Source organism: Kocuria sediminis (assembly GCF_009735315.1).
Lineage (GTDB): Bacteria > Actinomycetota > Actinomycetes > Actinomycetales > Micrococcaceae > Kocuria > Kocuria turfanensis.
Map to the genome: position 1 here is coordinate 154,976 of NZ_WOGU01000009.1, position 23,903 is coordinate 178,878.

24 protein-coding genes are annotated in these 23,903 nt (G+C 75.2%); 10 read left to right on the top strand and 14 right to left on the bottom strand.

What is annotated here, in order from left to right; all coding sequences use genetic code 11:
* The first annotated feature begins 41 nt into the window (after window positions 1-41).
* Window positions 42-749 (top strand): AfsR/SARP family transcriptional regulator, encoded by a 708-nt coding sequence (locus tag GMA12_RS12160; RefSeq protein WP_156269769.1) that lies wholly within the window; start codon window positions 42-44, stop codon window positions 747-749.
* 83 nt (window positions 750-832) lie between these two features.
* Here GMA12_RS12160 and GMA12_RS12165 read toward each other — a convergent pair whose 3' ends face one another.
* Window positions 833-2,239 carry an aldehyde dehydrogenase family protein gene (locus tag GMA12_RS12165; protein ID WP_156269770.1) on the bottom strand — a complete coding sequence of 469 codons (1,407 nt, stop codon included), beginning with the start codon at window positions 2,237-2,239 and terminating at the stop codon, window positions 833-835.
* A gap of 221 nt (window positions 2,240-2,460) precedes the next feature.
* Here GMA12_RS12165 and GMA12_RS12170 point away from each other — a divergent pair, with 221 nt between their 5' ends.
* The 3 genes from GMA12_RS12170 to GMA12_RS12180 all read left to right on the top strand — a co-directional run bounded on the left by GMA12_RS12170 (window position 2,461) and on the right by GMA12_RS12180 (window position 5,113).
* Window positions 2,461-3,162 carry an SDR family oxidoreductase gene (locus GMA12_RS12170; RefSeq protein WP_156269771.1) on the top strand — a complete coding sequence of 234 codons (702 nt, stop codon included), beginning with the start codon at window positions 2,461-2,463 and terminating at the stop codon, window positions 3,160-3,162.
* 186 nt (window positions 3,163-3,348) lie between these two features.
* The gene (locus tag GMA12_RS12175) at window positions 3,349-4,020 is read left to right on the top strand and encodes a hypothetical protein (protein WP_156269772.1); all 672 of its coding nucleotides are present in this window, start codon (window positions 3,349-3,351) and stop codon (window positions 4,018-4,020) included.
* Between the two features lie 202 nt (window positions 4,021-4,222).
* Complete coding sequence (locus tag GMA12_RS12180; protein WP_156269807.1) at window positions 4,223-5,113, top strand: oxygenase MpaB family protein; 891 nt, start codon at window positions 4,223-4,225, stop codon at window positions 5,111-5,113.
* 72 nt (window positions 5,114-5,185) lie between these two features.
* Here the strand turns inward: GMA12_RS12180 and GMA12_RS19325 are convergent, their stop codons facing one another.
* The 11 genes from GMA12_RS19325 to GMA12_RS12235 all read right to left on the bottom strand — a co-directional run bounded on the left by GMA12_RS19325 (window position 5,186) and on the right by GMA12_RS12235 (window position 16,880).
* Window positions 5,186-6,946 (bottom strand): glycosyltransferase family 4 protein, encoded by a 1,761-nt coding sequence (locus GMA12_RS19325; protein WP_156269773.1) that lies wholly within the window; start codon window positions 6,944-6,946, stop codon window positions 5,186-5,188.
* 100 nt (window positions 6,947-7,046) lie between these two features.
* Window positions 7,047-8,081, bottom strand: coding sequence for an LCP family protein (locus GMA12_RS12190; RefSeq protein ID WP_156269774.1), 1,035 nt, complete (start codon window positions 8,079-8,081; stop codon window positions 7,047-7,049).
* Window positions 8,082-8,202: 121 nt separating this feature from the next.
* Complete coding sequence (gene lplAB, locus GMA12_RS12195; RefSeq protein ID WP_156269775.1) at window positions 8,203-9,270, bottom strand: lipoate-protein ligase LplAB; 1,068 nt, start codon at window positions 9,268-9,270, stop codon at window positions 8,203-8,205.
* A 171-nt stretch (window positions 9,271-9,441) separates the two neighbouring features.
* Entirely contained in the window at window positions 9,442-9,702 is a 261-nt protein-coding gene (locus tag GMA12_RS12200; RefSeq protein WP_047802707.1) for a type B 50S ribosomal protein L31, read from the bottom strand.
* A gap of 232 nt (window positions 9,703-9,934) precedes the next feature.
* Window positions 9,935-10,489, bottom strand: a complete 555-nt coding sequence (locus tag GMA12_RS12205; RefSeq protein ID WP_170301050.1) for an AMIN-like domain-containing (lipo)protein — start codon at window positions 10,487-10,489, stop codon at window positions 9,935-9,937.
* Window positions 10,490-10,643: 154 nt separating this feature from the next.
* Entirely contained in the window at window positions 10,644-11,465 is an 822-nt protein-coding gene (locus tag GMA12_RS12210; protein ID WP_162459782.1) for a TrmH family RNA methyltransferase, read from the bottom strand.
* Between the two features lie 72 nt (window positions 11,466-11,537).
* Entirely contained in the window at window positions 11,538-12,407 is an 870-nt protein-coding gene (locus GMA12_RS12215; protein ID WP_370831426.1) for a sulfite exporter TauE/SafE family protein, read from the bottom strand.
* Between the two features lie 9 nt (window positions 12,408-12,416).
* The gene (locus GMA12_RS12220) at window positions 12,417-13,202 is read right to left on the bottom strand and encodes an ABC transporter ATP-binding protein (protein WP_156269776.1); all 786 of its coding nucleotides are present in this window, start codon (window positions 13,200-13,202) and stop codon (window positions 12,417-12,419) included.
* Between the two features lie 60 nt (window positions 13,203-13,262).
* A complete protein-coding gene (locus GMA12_RS12225) occupies window positions 13,263-14,180 on the bottom strand; it encodes an enoyl-CoA hydratase/isomerase family protein (protein ID WP_156269777.1) in 918 nt (305 codons plus the stop codon).
* Window positions 14,177-15,418, bottom strand: a complete 1,242-nt coding sequence (locus GMA12_RS12230) for a CaiB/BaiF CoA transferase family protein (protein ID WP_156269778.1) — start codon at window positions 15,416-15,418, stop codon at window positions 14,177-14,179. The genes GMA12_RS12225 and GMA12_RS12230 overlap by 4 nt, the downstream gene beginning before the upstream one ends.
* A gap of 76 nt (window positions 15,419-15,494) precedes the next feature.
* Entirely contained in the window at window positions 15,495-16,880 is a 1,386-nt protein-coding gene (locus GMA12_RS12235) for an SLC13 family permease (protein WP_156269779.1), read from the bottom strand.
* Window positions 16,881-17,085: 205 nt separating this feature from the next.
* Between GMA12_RS12235 and GMA12_RS12240 the strand changes: the two genes are divergently transcribed.
* The 5 genes from GMA12_RS12240 to GMA12_RS12260 all read left to right on the top strand — a co-directional run bounded on the left by GMA12_RS12240 (window position 17,086) and on the right by GMA12_RS12260 (window position 21,963).
* Window positions 17,086-17,784, top strand: coding sequence for a FadR/GntR family transcriptional regulator (locus tag GMA12_RS12240; RefSeq protein ID WP_156269811.1), 699 nt, complete (start codon window positions 17,086-17,088; stop codon window positions 17,782-17,784).
* 65 nt (window positions 17,785-17,849) lie between these two features.
* On the top strand, window positions 17,850-18,785 hold the full coding sequence (gene serB / locus GMA12_RS12245) for a phosphoserine phosphatase SerB (RefSeq protein WP_156269780.1): 936 nt from the start codon (window positions 17,850-17,852) through the stop codon (window positions 18,783-18,785).
* Window positions 18,786-18,912: 127 nt separating this feature from the next.
* Entirely contained in the window at window positions 18,913-20,754 is a 1,842-nt protein-coding gene (locus tag GMA12_RS12250; protein WP_156269812.1) for a sensor histidine kinase, read from the top strand.
* Window positions 20,751-21,413: a response regulator gene (locus GMA12_RS12255; RefSeq protein WP_156269781.1), complete on the top strand. Its 663-nt coding sequence runs from the start codon at window positions 20,751-20,753 to the stop codon at window positions 21,411-21,413. The genes GMA12_RS12250 and GMA12_RS12255 overlap by 4 nt, the downstream gene beginning before the upstream one ends.
* A gap of 130 nt (window positions 21,414-21,543) precedes the next feature.
* Entirely contained in the window at window positions 21,544-21,963 is a 420-nt protein-coding gene (locus tag GMA12_RS12260; protein ID WP_156269782.1) for a hypothetical protein, read from the top strand.
* Between the two features lie 37 nt (window positions 21,964-22,000).
* Here GMA12_RS12260 and GMA12_RS12265 read toward each other — a convergent pair whose 3' ends face one another.
* A complete protein-coding gene (locus GMA12_RS12265) occupies window positions 22,001-22,417 on the bottom strand; it encodes a hypothetical protein (protein ID WP_156269783.1) in 417 nt (138 codons plus the stop codon).
* 81 nt (window positions 22,418-22,498) lie between these two features.
* Between GMA12_RS12265 and GMA12_RS12270 the strand changes: the two genes are divergently transcribed.
* Entirely contained in the window at window positions 22,499-23,257 is a 759-nt protein-coding gene (locus GMA12_RS12270) for an amidohydrolase family protein (protein WP_156269784.1), read from the top strand.
* 49 nt (window positions 23,258-23,306) lie between these two features.
* Here the strand turns inward: GMA12_RS12270 and GMA12_RS12275 are convergent, their stop codons facing one another.
* Window positions 23,307-23,861 carry a dihydrofolate reductase family protein gene (locus tag GMA12_RS12275; RefSeq protein ID WP_156269785.1) on the bottom strand — a complete coding sequence of 185 codons (555 nt, stop codon included), beginning with the start codon at window positions 23,859-23,861 and terminating at the stop codon, window positions 23,307-23,309.
* Between the last annotated feature and the right edge of the window lie 42 nt (window positions 23,862-23,903).

The following is a 23,903-nucleotide window of genomic DNA, read 5'->3' on the forward strand; positions in this document are numbered from 1 at the left end:
GGCGCGGACATCGCGCCTGGTCAGCCGGGGGGAGACAGCTCATGGCCGAGCGGGGGACGATCGCGCTGCGGCTGCTCGGGAACTGGGACGCCACGGTGCGGGGCACCCGGGTGCAGACCGGGTCGCGGCAGCAGCGGCTGCTGGCGGCCCTGGCGATCCACGGCCCCCGGTCCCGGGCCTACCTCGCCGGACTGCTGTGGCCGGAGGTCCCGGAGGACCACGCGCTGGGCAGTCTGCGGGCGGCCGTCTTCACACTGTCCCGCCGCCTGCCGGGGGCGGTGGTGTGCCAGGGAGGCGCCCTGTCGCTGTCGGAGACGGTGGACGTGGACCTGCACCGCCTGCTCGAGCTGGTGGTGCGCCCGGTGGCCTCCTGGTCCGCGGCACGGGACGACGCGTGGGTGCTGGACCGCCCCGGGGTCCAGCTGCTGCCGGGCTGGTACGACGACTGGGTCCTGGCCGAGCAGGCGCGGCTGCAGGAGCTCTACGTCAACGCCGTGGAGGAGCGGGCCGAGTTCTGCCTGGCGCACGGCGACGTCCACCACGCCCTCGCCCTGGCCCGCACCGCCGGTGACGCCGCTCCCCTGCGGGAGAGCGCCGTGTGCCTGCTGATCCGCGCGCACCTGGTCCTGGGCAACGAGACCGAGGCGCGGCGGACGTTCGAGGGCTACCGCGCGCTCGTGGCGCGGGAGCTGGGCGAGCAGCCCTCCGACCGCGTCCGCGGGCTGCTCCAGCCGCTGCGCCGGGGCTGACGCCCCGGCGCCCCGGGCACGGGTGTGCCCGGGGCGCCGTCCGCAGCTACCGTGACGCTCCCGCCCCGGGACCGCCCGCGGGCTCAGCCGCGGGCCGGGGGCATCTCGATGTGCACGACCTTCACCTGGGTCATCTCGTCCAGCAGCTCCGGCCCGTAGCCGAAGCCCGCACCGCTGGCCCGCCGCGGCTGCGCCGCACCGCCCGGGGCGCCGCCGAAGACGTTGTTGACCTTCAGCGTGCCGACCGGCAGCTCCGCCACGGCCTGCTGGGCGTGGGCGATCCGGCCGGTCAGGACGGTCGCGGCCAGCCCGTAGCGGTCGGCCGCGGCCAGCCGCAGGCCTTCCGCGAAGCTGTCCACCACCTGGACGGGGGCCACGGGCCCGAAGGTCTCCTCCGCCATGACGGTCATGCCCGGGCCGCACTCGCGCAGCACGGTGGCGGGGTAGAAGGCCCCGGGCCCCTCGGGCACCCGCGCCCCCTCCAGCACGACGGCGCCCGCGGCGACGCTCTCGGCGACCTGGCGGTGGACCTCCTCCCGCATCCGCTCGTCCACCAGCGGCGCGAGCGAGCCCTCGGCGTTGCGCCGGCGCGCCTGCTCGGTGAGCGCCGCGAGGAACGGCTCGGCCACGGCGCGGTGGACGTAGATGCGCTCGACCGCCACGCAGATCTGCCCCACGTTGGCGAAGGCCCCGAGGGCCGCCTGCTCGGCGGCCCAGGCGGGGTCGACGTCGTCGTCGACCACGAGGGCGTCGTTGCCGCCGTTCTCGCGGATCACGTGGGCCCCGGTCCCCACGGCGGCGCGGGCGATGGCCTCCCCGGTGGCGGTGGAGCCGACGTGGGCCAGGACGTCGACGTCCGGCAGACCCGTGAGGAGCTGACCGACGGCCGCCCCGCCGCTGACGGTGCCCAGCACCCCGGCCGGCAGGGCCTCGGCGAGGATCTCCCCCAGCCGGGCGCCGACGTGCGGGCAGCGCTCGCTGGGCTTGTGCACCACGGTGTTGCCCGAGACCAGCGCGGCCCCGAGCAGGCCCGCGGCCACGGCGACGGGGTCGTTCCAGGGGGTCAGGGCGACGACGACGCCGCGCGGCTCCGCCACGGTGTAGTCCGACGCCAGCACGTCGCCGCGCAGGCTGCGGCCCCGGTGCACGGGACCGAGCTCGGCGTACTGGTAGAGGGTGCCGATCCCGGCCTCGACCCCGCCCAGGGCCTCCTCGAAGGGCTTGCCGGTCTCGCGGGTGTTCAGCTCGGCGAGCTCCCGGGCGTGCTCGGCCAGGTGGTCCGCGGCCGCGCGCAGGGCCTTGCCGCGCTGTTCGGGGGCCGTGCGCGCCCAGTCCCGGGCGGCGGCGCGCGCGCCGGCGACCGCGGCGCGGACCTCGTCCTCGGTGGCCGCGGCCACGGTGCCGACCACGGACCCGTCCCGCGGGTCCAGCACGGTGAGCTCGGCGGTCGGGTCGGTGGTGGGGTCGGTGGTGGGTGCTGCGGTGGTCATGGATCTCCTGTTCCGTCGGGCGGACGCCCTCCGGCCGCGAAGGAGCCGGGGGTCCGGGGCTGTCCCGATGAGCATACTTACCGACGGCCCGGGACCGGTTACGGTAGCAGTGACCAGGCCGCCGCACCCGCGGGGGCCTGCCCCCTGTTCCGACGAGGAGCAGCACGTCCGCCCGCGGCGCCGTCCGCGGGCGGAGCAGTGCCCAGCAGAGAGGAAGTTGCATGAGTTTCCAGCCCACCAACCCCGGGCGCGTCCTGATCACCGGTGGTGCCTCCGGGCTCGGCGCCGCGGTGGCCGAGGCGGTCCGCGACAACGGCGGCACCCCCATCGTCCTGGACCGGGACATCAGCGCGCTGAGCGGCGTGACCGCCTACGAGGTCGACGTCGCCGACACCGCCGCCGTCACCGCGACGGTCCAGCGGGCCGTGCAGGAGGCCGGGGGCCTGGACGCGGTCGTCACCGCCGCCGGCATCGACCGCTGCGGCCGGCTCGAGGACGTGGAGACCTCCGAGTGGGAGAAGGTCGTCCAGGTCAACCTCTTCGGCACGGTGTCCACCGTCCGGGCGGCGCTGCCCGCGCTGCGGGAGTCGCGCGGACGGGTGATCACGGTCGCCTCGACCCTGGCGCTGAAGGGCGTCTCGGACGCCACCGCCTACTGCGCGTCCAAGTTCGGGGTGCTGGGCTTCAGCCAGGCCCTGGCCGCCGAGCTCAAGGGCGAGGTGGGCGTCACCCAGCTCATCCCGGGGGGCATGAAGACCCGGTTCTTCGACGACCGCGACGAGCAGTACAAGCCCCAGGACGACTCCCAGCTCAACGACCCGGAGAACGTGGCGAACGCGGTCCTGTTCGCCCTCGCCCAGCCGGCCGGCTGCGAGATCCGCGAGCTGTTCATCGCCCACGCCGAGGAGGGCTCCTGGCCGTGACCGGCTGAGCCGGTGCGGCGGCCGCCGGGTCCGGGGCACGCTCCCCTGTGCCCTGCGGCCGCCGCATCGCCGCTGATGAGACGGGTGTTGTCCCCACAACCGACCACAGATCCCGCGGCGCGGCGGATGCATGCGCATCTAGAATGGGGATCATCCCCCGTCCCGGCAGAAAGGCACGATCCCACCGTGGACACTCCCCTCGTCACCGCGGTGGCCGGCCTGCCGCGCGTCGTGCGCTGCCTCGACGCCCACGGGCGCCCCGTGAGCCTCTCCGGGCGCACCCTCAGCCGCTCCTCCACCCAGCTGCAGGACCTGCTCCGCAGGGCCTACACGGGCGTCCGCGGCGACGCCCCCACCGAGGAGCTGACGGTGTCCTTCCTCGAGGAGCAGGACGGGAGCCTGCAGCTGGAGTACCTGGTGGTGGACCGCGCCCGGCCCCGCCGCGGGGTCCGCGGCCGGCGCCGGGCCCGGGGCCGCGCCCGGGACAGCCAGACCGCGCTGACGCAGGCGGCGCTCGTGGTGGCCGGCGCCGTGGACACCCTGGGGGTGCTCTCTTCGGCGGCCGAGGCGCGGTGGACCGACAGCGACAACCCGGACTTCGCCGACGTCGAGCTCGACGGCGTGCACACCGTCCGGGTGCCCGCCGCCGTGCGCACGCTGCTCCGGGACGAGGCCGCCCTGGAGTCGCTGCGGGGAGTGCTGGTGATGTTCCTGGACGACGACGTGGAACGGCTGGTGATCGGCAGGGACCCGGAGATGCTGGGCCGCTACCACGAGTCGGTCGTCTCCCGCTCCCCCGCCCTGCTGCGCTTCCTGGAGGGCGCGCCGCCGGTCGGCGCCGACCCGCAGCGGAGCTGACCGCCTGCCCCGGCCGCCGCACCGTCCCACGGGCCTCGAGCACGGGTTGCGCGCCGGACGGGGCCGGACCCGTCGGTGGCACGCCGTTCGCTCCCGCGCCCACCCCGGTGCACGCCCGGGTCCGGCGCACCGGGTGTCGGAGCCGGGGCGCATACTGGGGCCGAGGCACCGCACGGGACGGGAGGACGCGCACGTGGGACTGATGGCGCCGTTGCAGGAGCGGCTGCGGACCACCTTCGCGGGCCAGGCGGAGGGCGTCCCCGCGTGGGAGCTGGCGCTGGCCGACGGCGAGGACGCCGGCCACTTCCGGCCGGGCTCGGCGGTGTGGGCGGTGCACGGCTCCATGGCCACCATCCCGGCCGGAGTGCGCGCGCTGCTCACCCAGGCGCTGCACCCGGGCGCGCTGGCGGGCGTGGTGGAGCACTCCGACTACCGGCGGGACCCGCTGGGACGCCTGGCGGGGACCATCCGCTGGATCTTCACCGTCACCTACGGGGACACGACGGCCGCGCAGCGCGCCTCCGGCCACGTGCGGAGGCTGCACGAGAGCGTGCGCGGCACCTACACCGGTGCCGACGGCGTCCGGCGGCCCTACTGCGCCAACGACCCCGACCTCACCGAGTGGGTGCACCTGGCGTTCACGGACGCGTTCCTGCGCTCCCACCAGCGATGGGGTGGGCCGATCCCGGGCGGCCCGGACGCCTACGTGCGGGAGTGGGCGGTGGCCGGGCGGCTGATGGGCGTGGTGGACCCGCCGCGGACCGAGGCGGCGCTCGAGGCCCGGATGCGCGCGTTCGGCCCCCAGCTCGCGGGCGGACCACGGGTGGACGACGTCGTGGGGTTCCTGCGCCGCCCGCCCCTGGACCCCCTGCTCCTGCCGGGCTACCGGGCGCTCTTCGCGGCCGTCGTCGACTCCCTGCCCGAGGAGCGGTTGGCCCTGCTGGGCCTGCGCCGTCCCCGGCTCGGCCCCGTCCCCCTGCCCACCCGGGGGGCCGCCGGGCTCACCCTCGCGGTCGTCGGCCGGGCTCTCGGGCAGACCGGACCGAGCGAGGCCGCCGCCCGGCGGCGGCTCCGGCGCCTGGGCCTGCTATGACCGCACCGTGCCCCCGGGCGCGAGCCCGGCCGTGATCCCGTCGGCGATTCACGCCGCGGCTCGGGCCGTGGCTCAGGCGGTGGCCTCCTGCGGCCCGGCCCGGCCGGTCAGGTGGTCGTAGACCTCGGCGGCGTCGGCCGCCACGGCCTGCCAGGTACGCCCCGGGACCGCCCGGCGCCTGGCCTCCCCGCCCAGGCACCGGCGCACCGCGGGACACTCGAGCATCATCTGCAGGACCGTGGCGAGGGTCTCCGGGTCCCCCGCCGGGGTCAGCAGCCCGGTGATCCCGTCGGCCACCGTCTCGGCGAGCGCCGGCAGCCGGGAGGCGATCACCGGGGTCCCGGTGGCCAGGGCCTGCACGGCCGCGGTCGGGACCGCGGAGCGGGTGACGGGCCCGTCCCTGCGCGGGACCACGAACACGTCGAAGGCCTGGTGGTGGAGCAGCACCTCCTCGTCGGTGAGCCGCCCGGGAAACCGCACGCGCCCGGCCGGCCCCAGCCGCCGGGCCAGGGCCTCCAGCTCCGCCCGGGCGGGGCCGTCGCCGACGATCACCACGAGCAGCTCGGGGACCCGCTCGGCCACCAGCGCCGCGGCGCGCAGCAGGTCGTCGAGGCCCTCGCGTTCGATCAGGTCCGCGACGGCGCCCACGACCGGGACGGACGCGGGCAGCCCGAGGATCCTGCGGGCCTCCGGCCCGGGGCGCGGGTCGGCGAGGTAGGGCCCGTCCACGGCCGGGGACGCGACGCGGGCCGGGACCGGGCCGCCCGGCAGGGCGCGCGTGAGCTCCCGGACCCTCTCCTGCATGGCCCGGCTCGGGGCGACCACGTCGTCCGCGGCGGACAGGAGCTCCGCCTCCCGGGCGCAGCACATCCGGAAGCGCTCGCTCGCGGCGGCCTCGGCGGGACGGGTGGCCGCCCACCGGTCGGCCGGCAGCTCCCCCACCTCGTACACCCACGGGATCCCCAGGGCCTCCGCGACCGCCCGGGTGAGGAGGGCATTGCCGGCGTGGCTGGTGGTGCGCAGCACCGCGGGCCTGGCCCGCAGCGCCAGCTCGAGGAGCGCCTGCGCCTCCTGCTGCAGCCGGCCCGTGGCCGTGCCCGTCCGGTCCGCCGGGAGGATGCGGTGGTAGGCGACGCCGTCCACGGTCCATGCGCCCGCGGGGCGCCGGGCAGCGGAGTCCGGGAACGGGCCGGGGCGGACCACGGCGGTCACGTGCCAGCCTGCGGCCGCGGTCGCGGTGAGCAGGGAGTGGGCCCGCGGGGCGCGGCGGTGCGGCCGGGCCCCGGCGAGCACGTGCAGCACCGAGGCCGGGTCCGGCCGGTAGCCGACCACCGGTGTCAGGGCGGGACGCCAGCCGGAGAGCAACCGCAGCTCGTCCTCGTAGCGGTGCAGCTGCCGGCGTTCGCGCGCAGTGGCCCGGCCGGCGGACACCGCGCGGCGCAGCCCGACCACCGCCTCGGAGACCCGTCCCACGTGCCGGTGCCGCCGGCCCCGCGTCCCGGCGAGGCCCCGGGTGCCGGGGGGCACGAGGGCGAGGTAGCGGTCCGCCTCGGCCACCCTGCCCGCCGCGAGGGCGAGCTCCGCGAGCCGGTGGGCCGCGCGCGGCGTGGGCCGGCCGCGCTCGGCGCGCCGCAGCCGGGCCGCGAGGTGCCGGTCCATGCCCGGGCCCGCGGCCGGGCCGCGGGCCACCGCGGCACCGGCCTCGGGCCAGGGGCTGCGCAGCAGCGCCCGGGCGGCCGGCCGGGCGGCGAGGGTGGTCAGCAGACGGGCGGCCGACCGCCGTGGGGGCGCGGTCCCGTCGTCCGGGGGAAGGGGGCGGGGGGTGTGCGGCATGGCTCTCTCGTGGGGGTCAAGAGGGGCCGTCCCGGTCGATCACGGGGCGTGCTGCGGGCGGGGAAGGAGAACCCGCCGGAGCGGGGGATCCGGCGGGGCACTACTGATCGTCGGGGCTCAGCGTAGCAAGATATCCGCCCAGATTGTCCTCCGAAATGGCCTCGCCGACGCCGGCCATCGCCTCCAGGTCCGGCACCACCACCGACTGCCCGTCCGGGGACCAGCCGAGGCCCTGCTGCGGGGCCGTGGCCATGTGCAGGCTCCCGGCGGAGAGGCCGACGAGGTCGGGCACCAGCCCGGTGATCCACCGGGCGTCGAGTCCTTCGCTGACCACCAGGTAGGGCGAGAAGTCGTCGACCACGGCGTGCAGCCGGAGGGGGTTGAGCAGCGTCTGCGGGGCCAGGGCCCGTTCCAGCGCCGCCCGGACGTAGGTGCGCTGGTTGGCCACGCGCTGGAAGTCGCCGTCGGCGAAGGCCTTGCGCTCGCGGACGAACTCGAGGGCCCGCTCCCCGTCCATGTGCTCGGGGCCCTGCTGGAAGGTCATGCCCTCGTTCGAGACGAAGTCCTGGGGCACGTCGACCGTGACCCCGCCCAGGGCGTCGGTGAGCGCCTGGAAGCCGGCGAAGTCCACCTCGGCGACCTGGTCGACCCGGGTGCCGACGAGTTCCTCGACCGTCTCGACCATCAGGGGCACTCCGCCGATGTCGAGGGCCGCGTTGATCTTGGCCTCCCCGGCCCCGGGGATCGGCACCCAGGTGTCCCGCAGGATCGAGAGCACGTAGGCCTCGCCGCCGTCCTCGGGCAGGTGCACGAGCATGATGGTGTCCGCCCGCTGCCCCTCCACGCCCACGTCCGCCCGTCCGCCGGGCTGGGTGTCGGCGCCCAGCACCAGCACGGTGGTGCCGCGGTCCTGGGCCGAGCCCACGGCGGGCCGGGTGGATTCGGCCGGGAAGGCGTCCTCCAGGGTCTGCTTCCGGGCGTCGAAGGTCCGCCCGAGGTTCCACAGGAACAGTGCGGCGGCCAGGGCCAGCACGAGCACGAGGCCCAGCAGCACGAGCAGCACCCGCCGCACGGTGTGCCGGGGGCGGGACGGGCGCGGGGGCGCGGGGGCGCGGTCGTGGTCGGCGCGGGACATGGGCTGCTCCGGGATCGGCGGGACGGCGGGCGGGGGTGCCGCGCCGGGCGGCGCCTCTTCCCCCGCCGCCCATGCTAGGCCCCCGCCGCTGCGGGATCCCTGGGAGCGGGGGCGCCGCCGCTCAGGGGACGCGGGTGAGCCACTCCGGGGTGCCGAACTTCGTGGCGACGAGCTCGCGGGCCGCGGCGAGCTCGTCCTCGCCGACCGCGCCGGGCACGGCCGCGTAGCGCCCGGTGAAGACCTCCATCAGCTTGTCCACGACGTCGGTCCGCGCCATGCCGGTCTGGCGCCGCAGCGGGTCCACACGCTTCTTGGCCGAGCGGTGTCCCTTGTCCGAGAGCTTCTCCCGGCCGATCCGCAGGACCTCGGTCATCTTCTGGGCGTCGATGTCGTAGCTCATCGTCACGTGGTGGACCATGCCGCCGCCGGCGAAGCGCTTCTGCGCCGCGCCGCCGATCTTGCCGTGCTCCGTGGCGATGTCGTTGAGCGGGACGTAGAAGGCCTGCAGGCCCATCTCCTGGAACGCCTGCATCACCCACTGGTCGAGGAACGGGTAGGACTCCGAGAAGCTCAGCCCGTCCACGAGCGTCTGGGGCAGGTAGAGGGAGTAGGTGATGCAGTTGCCGGCCTCCATGAACATGGCGCCGCCGCCGGACACGCGCCGCACCACCGAGATGCCGTGCCGCCGGGCTCCCTCCGCGTCCACCTCGTTGCGCAGGGACTGGAAGGAGCCGATCACCACGGACGGCTCGTCCCAGTCCCACAGCCGCAGGGCGGGCCGGCGCCGGCCGGCCCCCACCTCCCGGGCCAGCACCTCGTCCAGGGCCAGGTTCTCCACGGTCGGCCGGACCGCGGGCGGGATGACCTCCCACACGTGGTCGTCCCACGTGGTGGCCCGGGCCAGGGCGCGGCGCACCGCCGTGGCGATCGCCTCCGGGGAGAAGCCGAACAGGACGACGTCGTCCGCCAGGCCCGCCCGCACGGCTCCGGCGATCCGCTCCGGGGTCGCGTCCTCCTCCAGCCCGGTGAGCGCCGCGTTGATGTCCTCGAGGGCCTCGTCGGGCTCCAGGAAGAAGTCCCCGTTGACGGAGACGTCGGCCAGGCGGCCGTCGACGACGCTCAGGTCGGCGACCACGAGCTTGCCGCCCATCACCTTGAACTCCCCGTGCCGCCGCTCGTGCTGCTCCATCCGTGCTCTCCCGTCCTGCGTGCCGCTGGTCCCGGGCCAGCCTACGCCGGTCGCCCGGAGGGCACCCGGGTCCCGGGAGGGGGCGAGCCGGCCCCGGGCACGACGCAGGCCCGGACCGATCCGGTCCGGGCCTGCGTGCGGCGCTGCGGGGTCCCGCGTGCGGGAGGGGCGTCAGCTGCCGGACTTGCCGAAGTTCTTGAAGCGGGCGTTGAAGCGCTCCACGCGGCCGGCGGAGTCCATGATGCGCTGCTTGCCCGTGTAGAACGGGTGGGACTCCGAGGAGATCTCGACCTCGATGATCGGGTACTCGTTGCCGTCCTCCCACGTCTCGGTCTTCTGCGAGGTGGCGGTGGAACGGGTCAGGATGGTCTTGCCGGAGGCCAGGTCGCGGAAGAGGACCGGGTGGTAGTCCGGGTGGATGTCAGTCTTCATGGGGTTCAAACCTTCTGTCGGTGCCTGGATTTTGCCAGGCACGGTTTCGCTCGGTGGACGGTGCGCCGTCGTCGTCCGGCCGCGGTCCCGTGGAGCGGACGCGCGCGCGGTCCCGTGCGGGAGGCACCAGCGATCCAGCGTACCGGATCCGGGCCTCCAGGTCACACCCCGCGCGGCGGCGGGCCCGGCCGCAGCCGGGCCCGCCACCGGCGTTCGCGGGAGGGCACTGGGCCTACCACCGGTGGGCGACGTCCACCACGAGCCGGGAGCCCTTCCCCGGGCCGTCGAGCACGAACACGCGGAACGGCAGCCGGGCGCGGACACCCAGGCCGACGGACGTCCGGGCCTCGTAGCTGCCGCCCCACGCCACCTGGCGGAAGGTGCGGTAGCCGCGCACGTCCACGAGCTCCGAGCCGTTGCGGAACCTGTACGTGGCCTTGCCGTTGTCGTCGTAGGCGGGGGCGTTGACGGTGATCACCAGGTCCCGTCCGCGCAGGGCGATGGGGTCGCCGGAGCCGATGCCCGTGAACCCCTGGTAGCGGACGTCGTAGCCCCGCAGCCGGCCGTCCAGGTCGATCACCAGCCGGTCGAAGCAGGCGTGCTCCCCCGCCCGGACGTCGGTGACATGGGGATAGCGCGGCGTGCTGGCCTCGCCGCTGCGGGCCTTCGCCCCGGATCCCCAGGTGATGCCGCAGTACGGGGCCGCGGCGCTCGCGCTGCCGGGGACGATGAGCCCCAGCCCCATGGCCAGCACCAGTGCCGCCAGCCATGAGATCAGCTTCTTCATGACACACCTTCTCGGTCGTCCGCCCGCCGGCCGTCGGCTGCTGCCGCGGTTGTCGCAGCGGCCGCGGACGCCTCCAGAATAGTCTTCGCAGATGCCAACGGCGCTGGTGAGCGCGGGATCGACGCCCGAACCGTTACGATCGGCGCCGGTGGGCTCAGCGTCCGGGCCGGGTCTCCCAGAACGCCACGGCGGAGGCCGCGGCGACGTTGAGGGAGTCCACGCCGTGGGACATCGGGATCCGCACCGTGAGGTCCGCGTGGTGGACGGTGGCCGCGCTCAGCCCGTCCCCCTCGGTGCCGAGGATCAGGGCGAGCTTCCCGTCGCGGCGGGCGGAGAGCTCCTGCAGGGTGAGGGAGTCCTCGCTCAGCGCGAGCGCCGCGGTGGTGAAGCCCGCGTCCTTGACCCGCTGCAGGTCGGCGGTCCAGTGCTCCAGCCGTGCCCAGGGCACCTGGAACACGGTGCCCATGGACACCCGGATGGCCCGCCGGTAGAGGGGGTCGGCGCAGCGGGGGGTGACCAGCACGGCGTCGACGTCGAGCGCGGCGGCCGAGCGGAAGATCGCGCCCACGTTGGTGTGGTCCACGATGTCCTCCAGGATCGCCACCCGCGACGACGTGGCGAGCAGCTGCTCCAGCTCCACCGGCGCGGGGCGCTGCATGGCCGCGAGGGCGCCGCGGTGCAGGTGGAAGCCGGTGATCTGCTCCAGCACCGCGTCGGGGCCGACGTACAGGGGCACGTCCGGGTGGGCGGCGAGCACGTCGGCGAGGTCCTCCAGCCACTTCTCCGCCATGAAGAAGGAGCGGGGCCGGTGCCCGGCGGCGAGCGCCCGGCGCAGCACCTTGGAGGACTCGGCGATGTACATGCCCCGCTCCGGTTCGAGCTTGCGCCGCAGTCCGACGTCGGTCAGCCGGGCGTAGTCGGCCACCCGGGGGTCGTCGGCGGACTCGAGGCGCAGGAGCTGGGGGAAGTCGGTCACGGGGTCTCTCGTCGGCGGCGGCGGGGGTCGTTCCGATGGTAGCCGGTGCCCCCGTCCGGTGCCGCCCGGGTCTCAGAGCAGTTCGGAGACCATGCTGACCAGGGCGACCACGCCCAGCACCACGATGACCGTGCGCAGCGCGACCGGGGAGAGCCGGCGGCCGATCTTGGCGCCGGCCCACGCCCCCACGGTGGAGCTGAGCGCGATGAGCAGGACCGCCCACCAGTTGATCCGGTCGAAGGCGAAGAGGATGTAGGAGGTCGCGGCCACGATGTTGACGACGGCCACGAGCACGACCTTCACCGCGTTGGCCGCCTGCAGGGAGGCCAACAGGAACACCCCGAGGATGCCCAGCAGGAGCACGCCCTGGGCGGCCACGAAGTAGCCGCCGTAGATCCCGGCCAGGAAGACGAGCACGTACAGGGAGGCCGGCTGTGCGGCGCGGTCGGGGTCGATGGGCCGCGGGGTCTCCCCCCGGGCCTCGGCGGCCGCCCGGGCGGACGCCGCCTGCGCGTCCTTGCGGCGGCGGACTCCCGCCTGCAGGCGGGGCTGGAGCACCACGAAGCCGAGGGCGACGACGATCAGCACGGGCGCGGCGTAGCCGAACACCTCCTCGGGCAGGTGCAGCAGCAGCCACGCGCCGATGACCCCGCCCAGGGCCGAGGCCGGCACGAGCTTCAGCAGGGTCCGCTCCACGCCCCGCAGCTCGGCGCGGTAGTGCCACGCACCCGTGAGGTTGCCGGCGATCAGGCCCATGGCGTTGGACATGGAGGCGGTCACGGGCGGGACGCCCATGGTCACGAGCACGGGGAAGGTGACCAGGGTGCCCGAGCCCACGATCGTGTTGATCAGCCCGGCGGCGACCCCGGCGAGCAGGATGAGGGCGGCCTGCCACCACTCGAACGGGAAGCCGGCGGCGAGATCGGCGAGCGTCTCCAGCACGACGGGCGGTCAGGAACGGCCGAAGGCGGCGTAGCGGTCGCCCACCTTCACCAGCTTCAGCGGGAGGCCGAAGGTCTCGGAGAGGTTCTTCTGCGTCATCACCGTCCGGACCGGGCCCGCGGCCACCACCCGGCCCTCGCGCAGCAGCAGGGCGTGGGTGAAGGCGTCGGGCACCTCCTCGAGGTGGTGGGTGACCATGACGATGGCCGGGGACGCCTCGTCCCGGGCGAGCTCGTCCAGCCGCGACACGAGGTCCTCGCGCCCGCCGACGTCCAGGCCCGCCGCCGGCTCGTCGAGCAGCAGCAGCTCCGGGTCGGTCATCAGGGCGCGGGCGATGAGCACGCGCTTGCGCTCGCCCTCGGAGAGCGAGCCGAAGCGGCGCTCGGCCAGCGCCTCGAGCCCCCACGCGGCCATGAGCTCGCGCGCCTGGGCCTCGTCGGCGTCGTCGTAGCTCTCGATCCACCGCCCGGTCACGCCGTAGGCGGCGGTGACCACGCAGTTGAGCACGGTCTCGCCCTCCGGGATCTGGGTGGCGAGCACGGTGGAGCTCAGGCCGATCCGCGGCCGCAGCTCGAAGACGTCGACCGCGCCGAGGATCTCGTCGAGGATGTCGACCATGCCGCGGGTGGGGTGCAGGCGGGCCGCGGCGATGGACAGCAGCGTGGTCTTGCCGGCGCCGTTGGGGCCCAGGATGACCCAGCGCTCGCCCTCGTTGACGACCCAGTCCACGGAATCCAGCAGGGTCTTCTGCCCGCGGACCACGCTGACGTCCACCATCTCCACCACAGCACTCATACCGGCCACTCTAGGACACCCGGTGCGCCGCCCCGGCGCACCGGCCCGGCGGGGGCGCCGTCAGGCGCGGGCGGCACGGCGCGGCCACCGCCCCCGGACGATCGAGGTGCGGTGCTCCTTCCCCGATCGGGCCGCGCTGCTGCGGGCGGCCCAGAACTCCTCCCCCGCCCAGGCGAAACGGGGTGGCTTCTTGGCCAGGAAGGCCTGCTGCCCGATGCGGGCGTCGGGCCCGTCGAGGACCTGCCGGAAGAGGGCCTCGGAGGTCTCGTCCGCGCCGAGGGTGCCGGGCACGGCGTCGGCGGCGCGCCGGATCAGGTGCTTGTGGGCCTGCGTGCTCAGCTGCGAGCGCTGCGCGAGGCCCGTGACGACCTCCGCGAGGACCGGGGCGAAGTCCTCGTCCGCGACCACGCGCGTGAGCATGCCCCACCGCTGGGCGTCGGCGGCGCGCACCGTGTCGCCGGTGAGCAGCAGGTAGGAGGCGGTTCCGGGGCCCACCAGCCGGACCAGCGCCTCGACGCCGGAGGCGGGGAAGACGATGCCGATGCGGGCCGGGGTCAGCCCGATCCGCAGGGACGCGGTGGCGATGCGCAGGTCGCAGGCCCCGGCCAGCATCCAGGCCCCGCCCATGCAGTAGCCCTCCAGGGCGGCGACGGTGGGCTTGTGCACCGCCGCCAGGGCGGTCTCCGCCGCGGTGAGCAGCCCGCCGCGGGGCAGCCCGGTGCCGGGCTCGCCCAGGCACTCGAAGACCTCGGCGATGTCGGCCCCGGCGGAGAAGACGCCGCCGGCGCCGCGGACCCCGATCACGCGCACCTCCGGGTCGGCGTCGAGCTCCGCCAGCAGGCCGGGCAGGGCGGCCCACATGGCCGGGGACAGGGCGTTGCGCCGGTCCGGGCGGTCCAGGACCAGCCAGGCCACGGGACCGTGGCGCCGGACCTCCACGGCGCCGGTCGGGACGTCGCGCACGGGCTGGGCGGTCATCGCAGGGACTCCTTCCGCTGCGTGGCCGTGCCGGCTCCGTCGCCGGTGGCACCGAGCCAGGCGCGCACGGTCCCGCCGTGCTGGTCGAGGACCGGCGGGGCCGTGTGGGCCCGCCGCGTGGTCTCGTCCGTGTCGCCGGGGGCGAAGAACCGCACCGCGGGGCCGGGCAGGTCCACGGGCCCGAGGACCTCGTGGTCGACGCCGACCACCAGGCCCTGTGACCGCACCTGCTCCCAGGCGTAGACCTCGTCCAGGGTGCGCACCTTCCCGGCGGGGATGCCGAGCTCGGCCAGCTGCTCCAGCAGCTCCTCGGGGCCGTGCGCGGCGAAGGCCTCCTCGACCGCGTCGATCACGGCGCGGCGGTTGCGGACGCGGTCGGCGTTGGTGGCGAAGTCCGCTTGCTCCGGGTCGATCCCGAAGGCCTGCGCGAAGGTGCGCCACAGCTTCTCGCTGCCCACGCTGATCTGCACCTTCCCGCCGCGGCAGGAGAACAGGCCGTAGGGGGCGATGGAGGGGTGGTGGTTGCCCTGGGCGCGGGGCACCTCGTGGGCGACGGTGGCCCGGGTGCCCTGGAAGGCGTGCACCCCGACCACGGAGGAGAGCAGGGAGGTCCGGACCACCTTGCCCGCCCCGGTGCGCTCGCGCTCGTAGAGGGCCGCCAGCGCTCCGTAGGCGCCGTTCATCCCCGCCAGCAGGTCGGCGATGGGCACGCCCACCCGCTGCGGGTCCTCGGGCCCGGAGCCGGTCAGCGACATCAGTCCCGCCTCGCCCTGCACGATCTGGTCGTAGCCGGACCGCCGGGACTCGGGGCCGTCGTGGCCGAAGCCGGTGATGGACAGGACGACCAGGCGGGGGTTGAGCCGGTGCAGCTCCTCGACGGAGAAGCCGAGCCGGTCCAGCACCCCGGGCCGGAAGTTCTCCACCAGGACGTCCGCGCGCTCCACGAGGGCCCGGAGCACCTGCACGCCGTCGTCGGACTTCAGGTCCAGGGCGACCGACTCCTTGTTGCGGTTGCAGGACAGGAAGTAGGTGGCCTGCGGGTTCTCGGCGGGGCCCACGAAGGGCGGTCCCCAGCCGCGGGTGTCGTCGCCCGTGCCGGGGTTCTCGATCTTGATCACGCGGGCGCCGAGGTCGCCGAGCATCATGGCCGCGTGCGGGCCGGCGAGGGCGCGGGAGAGGTCGACGACGAGGGTTCCGGCCAGCGGGCCCTCGGGGGTGGCGGTCGTGGTGTCGGGCATCGGGTGTTCCTCCGGGTGGGCTCGGGTCGGGCGGGACGGGGTCGGACGGGCTGGGGTCGGTCGGGGCGGGAGCGGGCTACAGCCAGCCGGGGGCGACCATCACGCCCCAGGCGAGCAGGGGGCCGATGACGACGACGCCCGTGGCGTAGACGAGGATCTTCTTGTAGAAGGCGTCGCGGTCCACCCCGGCGGGGGCGTTGGCGAGCACCAGGGCGCCGTTGGTGGAGAAGGGCGAGACGTCCACGATGGTCGAGGAGACCGCCAGGGCGCAGATCAGCCCGGTGGCCCCGACCTCCCCGGCCAGCAGGAAGGGCACGGCCAGCGGGATGAGCGCGGCCAGGATGGCGGTCGAGGACGCGAAGGCGGAGACGACGGCGCCGATGTAGCAGATCAGCAGCGCGGCCAGCAGCGGCATGCCCATGCCGGCCACCCCGTCGGAGACGTACTCGATGGTGCCGGCCTCCTGCAGCACCCCGACGAAGGTGAGCATGCCGCCGAGCAGCAGCACGGTGGACCAGTCGATCTTGTTGACCGCGCCCTTCTGCGCCTTCGGGGAGACCAGTGCCAGGACGACGGCCACGGTGATGGCCACGAAGCCGACGTCCACGCCGAAGCCCAGGGCGACGACGGCCAGGACGACCAGGCCGATGATGGTGGCGATCTGCGGCACGAGGCTCTCGCTGCCCTCGCTGCCCGCCGCCGGTGGCGTGGAGGAGCCGGCCGGGTCGCGGGGACCGTACATGCCGGAGCCGAAGCCCTTGAAGGCGACGTCCTTGTCCCCGACGTGGCCGGCGGCGACCTTGCTGCGGGACAGGCGGGCCTCGGCGGCGCGCTCCACGAAGTCCTCGGCGCGGGCGGAGACGAGTCCTCGGCCGCCGAGGGCGACGAACAGCACGACGGCGATGAGCAGGTTGAAGATCAGGCTGGAGAGGAACACCGCGGTGGGGCTGACGTCCAGGCCGGCCTCGGCGACGATGCCGTTGACGGTCACGCCGTACACGGCGATGGGCGAGAACCCGCCGCCCTGGGCCCCGTGGATGACCATCATGCCCATCATCAGCGGATTGATCCTGTACTTGGCCGCGAAGCTCAGCGCGATGGGGGCGATGATCGCCACGGCCGCCGGGGAGAGGGCGCCCACGGCGGTGATCACGGCGGTGATGAAGAACATGATCCACGGGATCAGCGCCACCCGGCTGCCCACGAGCTTCACGGCGCCCTGGACCAGCAGGTCCACGGTGCCGTTCTTCTGGGCGATCGCGAAGAGGTAGGTGACGCCCACGATGGTCAGGAACAGACCGCCCGGGAACGCCTCGAGGATCTGGTCGGTGTCCATGCCCAGCACGAAGACGCCCAGGACGAAGGCGCCCACGAAGGCCAGCGCGCCCATGTTGACGGGCAGGACGGTCGCCACGACGAACATCGCGGCGAGGATGACGATGGAGAGCACTTCAGGGCCCATGGGTCTGCTTTCTGACGGTGGCGGGGAGTCCGCGTGTCGATCCGTGACCCGGTGTGATCAGGACCACAGGTTTTGGACTAGCCAATAGGACACCTGTCCGCTTGTCAACAGGGCGGGTAGCATGAGGGCCAACGATGCGGGGCAGCGGCACCGCACGACGACGACCCGGGTGCTGCGCCCGGCGCAGAGCACGGGGAGGCCGGCGATGGCAGGGGCCCGGGGACTGGACCGCGTGGAGCGGCCGCGGCTGTACGAGCAGGTGGTCGAGCGGCTGCTGGACCACGTCATCGAGCAGCGGCTCCGGCCCGGCGACCGCCTGCCGCCGGAGCGCGATCTGGCCGAGCGGCTGGGGGTCTCGCGCGCCACCGTGGCGCAGGCCCTCGTGGCCCTCGAGGTGCTGGGGGTGATCGACGTCCAGCACGGCAACGGGGCGGTGCTGCGCTACCGCCCCAGCAGCGCCGCGGTGCTGCGCGGGCTGCGCGAGCACACCGACCGGCTGCCCGACATCGTCGACGCCCGCAGCGCCGTGGAGACCAAGATCGCGGAGCTGGCGGCGCTGCGGCGCACCCCCGAGGACCTGGCCGCCGTCGAGGACGCCCTGGAGGTCATGGACCGGGACATCGCCCGGGGCGGGCGCGGCCTGCGCGGGGACGAGCTGTTCCACGCCGCCGTCACCGCGGCCGCCCACTCGGCCGTGCTGGCCCGCCTCATGACGTTCATCTCCGACCTGGTGCGGGAGACCCGCATCGAGTCGCTGAGCCAGGAGGGCCGGCCCGAGCGGTCCCTCGAGTCGCACCGGGCCATCGCCCGGGCCATCCGCGAGCAGGATCCCGAGGCGGCCGCGCGGGCGATGCTCGAGCACATCCGGCTCGTCTCCGACGTCGCGGTGCTCCGGCCCGAGTGAGCGCCCGACCCCGGTGAGCACCCGGCGCGGCCGGGGACGGGCGGGCACCCGGATACACTGACGGCATGACCACCGACCTCGCCGTGATCGCGTTCGCCCAGAATCCGGACCCGGAGGCCCGCGAGCGCATCCTCACCCTCGTGCGGGACGCCGGTGCCGAGATCGAGCGGTTCTCCACCGTGCGGGTGACCGGCCCCGGCTCCGCGGGCCCGGACGCGGAGGTGCCCGGCTACAACGCCCTCACCGCCCGTGTGCACGGCAGCGAGGCGCCCGCCCTGCTCGCCGCGCTGCGCCCCGACCCGCTGTCCCAGCTGCTGCCCGGCGTGGACGTCAACGTCGTGCCCACCACGCTGCTCGACCCGGGGCGCAAGAAGCTGCTGGTCATGGACGTCGACTCCACGCTCATCCAGCAGGAGGTCGTCGAGATGCTCGCCGCCCACGCCGGCCCGGAGGCCGAGGCCGAGGTCACGGCCGTGACCGAGGCGGCCATGCGCGGGGAGGTGGACTTCACCCAGTCCCTGCTCGCCCGGGTCGAGACCCTCGCCGGGCTGCCCGCGACCGCGATCGACGAGGTCCGCGCCGCCGTGCGCCTGTCCCCCGGCGCGCACGTGCTGATCAAGGCGTTCCTGCGGGAGGGCCACGCCGTGGCGGCGGTGTCCGGGGGGTTCCTGGGCGTGCTCACCCCGCTCGCCGAGCAGCTGCAGCTCACCCGGCACGCCGCCAACCTCCTGGAGGTCGCCGACGGCCGGCTGACCGGACGGATCGTCGGAGACGTGGTCGACTGCACGGCCAAGGAGCGCTTCCTGCGCACCTGGGCCGCCGAGCTGGACGTGGCCCTCGAGGACGTGATCGCCGTGGGCGACGGCGCCAACGACATCGACATGGTCACCGCCGCCGGGCTCGGCGTGGCGTACAACGCCAAGCCCGCCCTCCGCGCCGTCGCCGACGCCCAGATCAATCTGCCCAACCTGGACGCGGTCCGCTTCTTCGCCGACCTGTGAGGCGGGTCGGCCCGCCCCCGGGCCACCCGTCCCCCGGCGGCCCGTTGCGGACCGCCTCCCGCACGACCGCCCGGCCGGAGGAGGGACCGTGACGACACCCCGCACGCGGCCGGGCTTCCTGGCCCGGATGCTGCTGCTGCACCTGGCCGTGGTGGCGGCCGTCGTGCTCCTGTGCGGCGGGGTCTACGGCTGGCTGACCTACGAGCGGCTGGGCCGCGACGCCGAGCACCAGGCCCTGTCGATCGCCCGGTCGGTGGCGGCCGACGACGACGTCCGGGCCGAGGTGGCCCGTCTGAAGGAGGCGAGCCCCGGCGACCTCGCACCGGCGGTTCTGGCCGTGGGCCCCCTGCAGGAGGCGGCCGAGGACGTCCGCCGCCGCACGGGGTCGCTGTTCGTGGTGATATTCGACGACGAGGGACTGAGGCTGTCGCACCCGAACCACGCACGGCTCGGCGAGCGGGTCAGCACAGACCCGAGCGAACCGCTCGCGGGACGCGAATTCACCGGGCAGGCACGGGGCACTCTCGGCAGGTCGGCCCGCGCCAAGGTGCCCGTCTACGCTCCCGGGTCCAGCGAGGAGGTGGTCGGCGGGGTCAACGTCGGATTCTCGCGGGCGGACGTCCTGTCGAGCCTCGAGGAGGACATCGCACCGGTGGCCGCCACCGCCGTCGGGGCGCTGGCCCTGGGCGCCGCGGCCTCCACCGCGATCGCCCGCCGGCTCAAGCGGCTCACCCTGGGTCTGGAGCCCGAGGAGATCACCGAGCTCGTCCAGGACCAGGAGGCCGTGCTGCGCGGGGTCGACGAGGGCGTCATCGGGATCTCCCCCGGACACCGCATCACCGTGGTCAACCAGGAGGCGGGGCGGCTGCTCGGCATCGCCGACCCGGCCCGGCTCGTGGGCACGCCCCTGGCCGAGGCGGGCCTGCCGGACTCCTTCCCCGCCCTGCTGGCCGCGGCCACCCCCGCGTCCCCGGCGGTGGAGCAGGTGGTGGGCCCGCACGTGCTCATCCTCTCGGCCCGCGCCGTGCGGCCCGCCGGGCCGGGTCAGCCCGGGCTGGGCTGGGTGGTGCTCGTGCGGGACCGCACCGAGCTGCAGTCCCTGACCCGGCAGCTGGACGCCGTGGGCGCCCTCAGCACGGCCCTGCGCGCCCAGCGCCACGAGTTCGCCAACCGCCTGCACACCATCTCCGGCCTGCTGGCCCTCGGCGACACGGACGAGGCCCGCCGCTATGTCGCCGAGGTGACCGAGACCGGTCCGCTGAGCTATCCCGCCGAGCAGGCCGAGCTGCTGCGGGACCCGTACCTGCAGGCCTTCCTCGGCGCCAAGAGCGTCGAGGCCGCCGAGCGCGGCGTGGTCCTGCGCATCGGCGAGGACACCCTCGTCCGCGGGCAGATCACGGACCCCCAGGACGTCACCACCGTGATCGGCAACCTCGTGGACAACGCCGTGCGCGCCGCGGTCCAGGGCGCCGCCGAGGACCGGTGGGTCGAGGTGGAGCTGCTGGACGAGTGGGCCGACGGGACCGGCACGCTGCACCTGGTGGTCGCCGACTCCGGCGACGGCCTGCCGGTGGCGGACCCGGAGCCGGTCTTCGCCCAGGGCTGGTCCACCGCCGCTCCCCCCGCGGACGGCGCCGTCGCGGCGCCCGGGCTGCCGGAGGCCCACGGGCAGGGCTTCGGCCTGCCCCTCAGCCGGGAACTGGCGCGCCGCCGCGGCGGGGACGTGTGGGTGGCCGACCGGGGCAGGCCGGGCGGTCCCGGAGCCGTCTTCTGCGCGCGGCTGCCCGGTACCGTGGTCCCCGGCCACCGGCCCGCGGACCGGGCCGCGGCCGGACCACGGGAGGACGGAGGCCCGGCCCCCGTCCCCCGGGCGACCGGAGCAGGGAGCACCGGGATCCGCGCCGCCGGCCCCCGGTCCGGCGGCGCAGCCGGAGAGGCAGCCGGACGAGCAGACGGAGGAACCGGATGAGCGAGGACCTGGTGGTCCTGGTGGTCGACGACGACTTCCACGTGGGACGGCTGCACGCCGGCTACGTCAACGCCGTGCCGGGCTTCACGGCCCTGCCCCCGGTGGGCACCGCCGAGCAGGCCATGCGCACCGTGCACGCGCACCAGCCCGACCTCGTGCTGCTGGACGTGTACCTGCCCGACGCCCTCGGCCTGGACCTGCTGCGCGCCCTGGACGTGGACGTCATCATGCTCACCGCGGCGGCCGATCCCGTCTCCGTCCGGACCGCCGTGCGCCGCGGAGCGCTCGCCTACCTGATCAAGCCCTTCACCGGGCCCCGGCTCGCCCGGACCCTGCGCGCCTACGCCCGGTACCGTCGCCTGCTCGCCGACCGGGACGGGCTCACCCAGGAGGGCGTGGACCGCGCCCTGCACGCGCTGCACCCGCCTGAAGCGGCCCCCGGGGAGCGTCCGCGCTCCGCGACGGAGGCCTCGGTGCTGGCGGCGCTCGAGCCGGAGGCCCCGCTCTCGGCCGCGGAGATCGCCCGGAAGGTCGGCATCTCCCGCGCCACCGCCCAGCGCTACCTGTCCGCTCTGGCCGAGGACGGCTCCGTGGAGATCCAGCTGCGCTACGGCAGCACCGGCCGGCCCGAGCACCGGTACGGGCCCGCCGCGCCCTGACCCCGCCCCCGGTCGGCCGTCATGTGGGGCGCCACGAGGTCCCCAGCGCATAGGATCCCGGTGGGGGCACGAGCGACGGCACCCGCTCCGACCACCGGCCCCTCTCCTCCACCGACAAGGACCCCACCTCATGCGCCGCTCCCCCGCCGCCGCACTCGCCGCGGCCGCTCTCGCCTCCGTGGTCCTCACCGGGTGCGGGCTCACCACCGACTCGATCGCCGCCAGGATCCCCGCGGGCGGGGCCACCTTCGACGACGCCCTGGGACTGCGCGAGGCCGTCGTCGACGCCGGCGTGGAGTGCCCGGGCGAGCAGCAGCTGCGCGACAACCAGGGAGGCACGGGCAGCACCGTGCTGCCCTGCGACTACAACCTGCTGCTCGCCGTGGCGGACGGCGAGCAGCTGACGCAGCAGCTGACGGACAACCTCGAGGCGATCCCCGGCATCCACTATCTGCATGCCGGCAACTGGGTGGTCGCCTCGGACGACCGCGGCCGACTCGAGCGGGTCCAGGAGGAGCTCGGGGGCGAGATCACCTCCACCGCCTCCTGACCACCCGGCCCGCCGCGCCCCGCCCGCACGGCGGGGCTCAGGCCCGTCGCAGGTCCAGCCAGTAGACGTCCCGCTCCGTGTCGTGGCGCAGCAGCTTCACCACCGGCCCCTCGTAGACCTCGAACGCCCGGACGACCAGCTCCCGGACGTCCCGGGTGGCCACGGTGACCGTTCCGCCCAGGGCGTCGTCGGCGGTCTCGCGCACCACCACGACCCGGCCCGGGTCCACCCAGGACGGCTCGCCCTCCGCGTCGCGCAGCACGTCCAGGGCGTACTCGAGCTCCTCGGCGCCGGTGTCCGCGAAGACGTCCAGGCGCACGGCCTCGGGATGCCGGCGGGTGAGTTCCTCGGCGACCAGGCGCAGCAGCTTCCGGGCATAGCTCCGCCGGGCACGCTCCAGGGCGTCCTCGGCGGCCCGCAGCGTCTCCTCGGGGGTCAGGGTGGTCGTGCTCATCGGCAGACAGCCTATGCGCGCCGGCGCCGCAACCCGCGCAGGAACCCGCCAGCCGCCGGGCGGGTCGTGCACAATGACAGGATGATCGACGCCCACCTGCACATCGTCGACCCGCGGTTCCCGCTCGTGCCGAACCAGGGCTACGTGCCGGCGGCGTTCACGGTCGCCGACTACACCCGGCGCACCCGTGCCCTGGACGTGCGGGGCGGCGCCGTGGTCGGCGGCTCCTTCCAGGGTCACGACCAGAGCTGGCTGCAGGCGGCGCTGGCCGAACTGGGTCCCGGCTTCGCCGGGGTCACGCAGCTGCCCTCCTCGGTGCCGGACGAACAGGTCCTGGCGCTGCACCGGATCGGGGTGCGCGCGGTCCGGTTTCCGCTGCGCCGGGGCGCGGACGCGGATCCGGCGCGCATCGAGCGACTGGCCCGGCGGGTGCACGAGCTCGCCGGGTGGCACGCGGAGTTCTACCTGGACGGCTCGTCCCTGGAACCGATCGCCCCGGTGCTGCGGCGGCTGCCGCGGGTCTGCGTGGACCACCTGGGCATGACCGCCGACGCGCAGCCGCAGCTGCTGCGGCTCGTGGAGCGGGGCCTCAAGGTCAAGGCCACGGGCTTCGGCCGGGTGGAGCTGGACGTGCCCCGGGCGCTGCGGGGGATCCACGCCGCGGACCCCACCGCGCTGCTCTTCGGCACCGACCTGCCGAGCACCCGGGCGCGGCGGGCCTTCCGGGACGACGACGTGGACCTCGTCGTGTCCGTGCTGGGCGAGGACGCCGCGGCCGCGGTGCTGCACGACAACGCCGCGGCCTGGTACGGGCTCCCCCGCCCCGCCTCGTCGGCCTGATCCCGCGACCCGCGCAGCCCGGGGGTGCCACCGGCGCGGATCGGGCGGGCTACTCGGGCCAGACCTGCCGCTCGGGGCCCTCCAGGACGTAGCGCAGCTCCACCGCCCCGCCCTCGAAGTGCGTGGTGCGCTGCAGCCGCAGGTCGTGGGCCGCCTCCGTCGGGAGCACGGGATGCCCGGCCCCCAGCACGATCGGCATGCAGGTCAGCCACAGCTCGTCGAGCAGACCCGCGTCCGCGAACTGGGCCGCCAGGCGGCCGCCGCCCACCACCCACAGGTTGCGCCCGCCCGCGGAGTCCGTCACGGCCTCGGCGTGCACGCCCACCGGCCCGCTGACGAAGCGCAGGTCGGCCCCCGCCGCCCGGGGCAGGTCCCGGTGGGTGAAGACCCACACCGGCAGGTCGCCGTAGGCCCATCCGCCCTGCCCGAGGACGAACTCGTAGGTGCTCGCGCCCATGGCCAGCGCCCCGACCTCGGCCAGGAACGCGTCGTAGTGCTCCTGGTAGGCCTCGAAGCCGTACTGCAGCAACCAGTCCAGGTGGTTCTCGCGATCGGCGATGTAGCCGTCCGCGCTGGCGGCCACGTAGTACTGCGTCCTGCCCATGGGCACCAGGGTACGCGCGCCCTCGCCGAGCCGTGGTCCGTG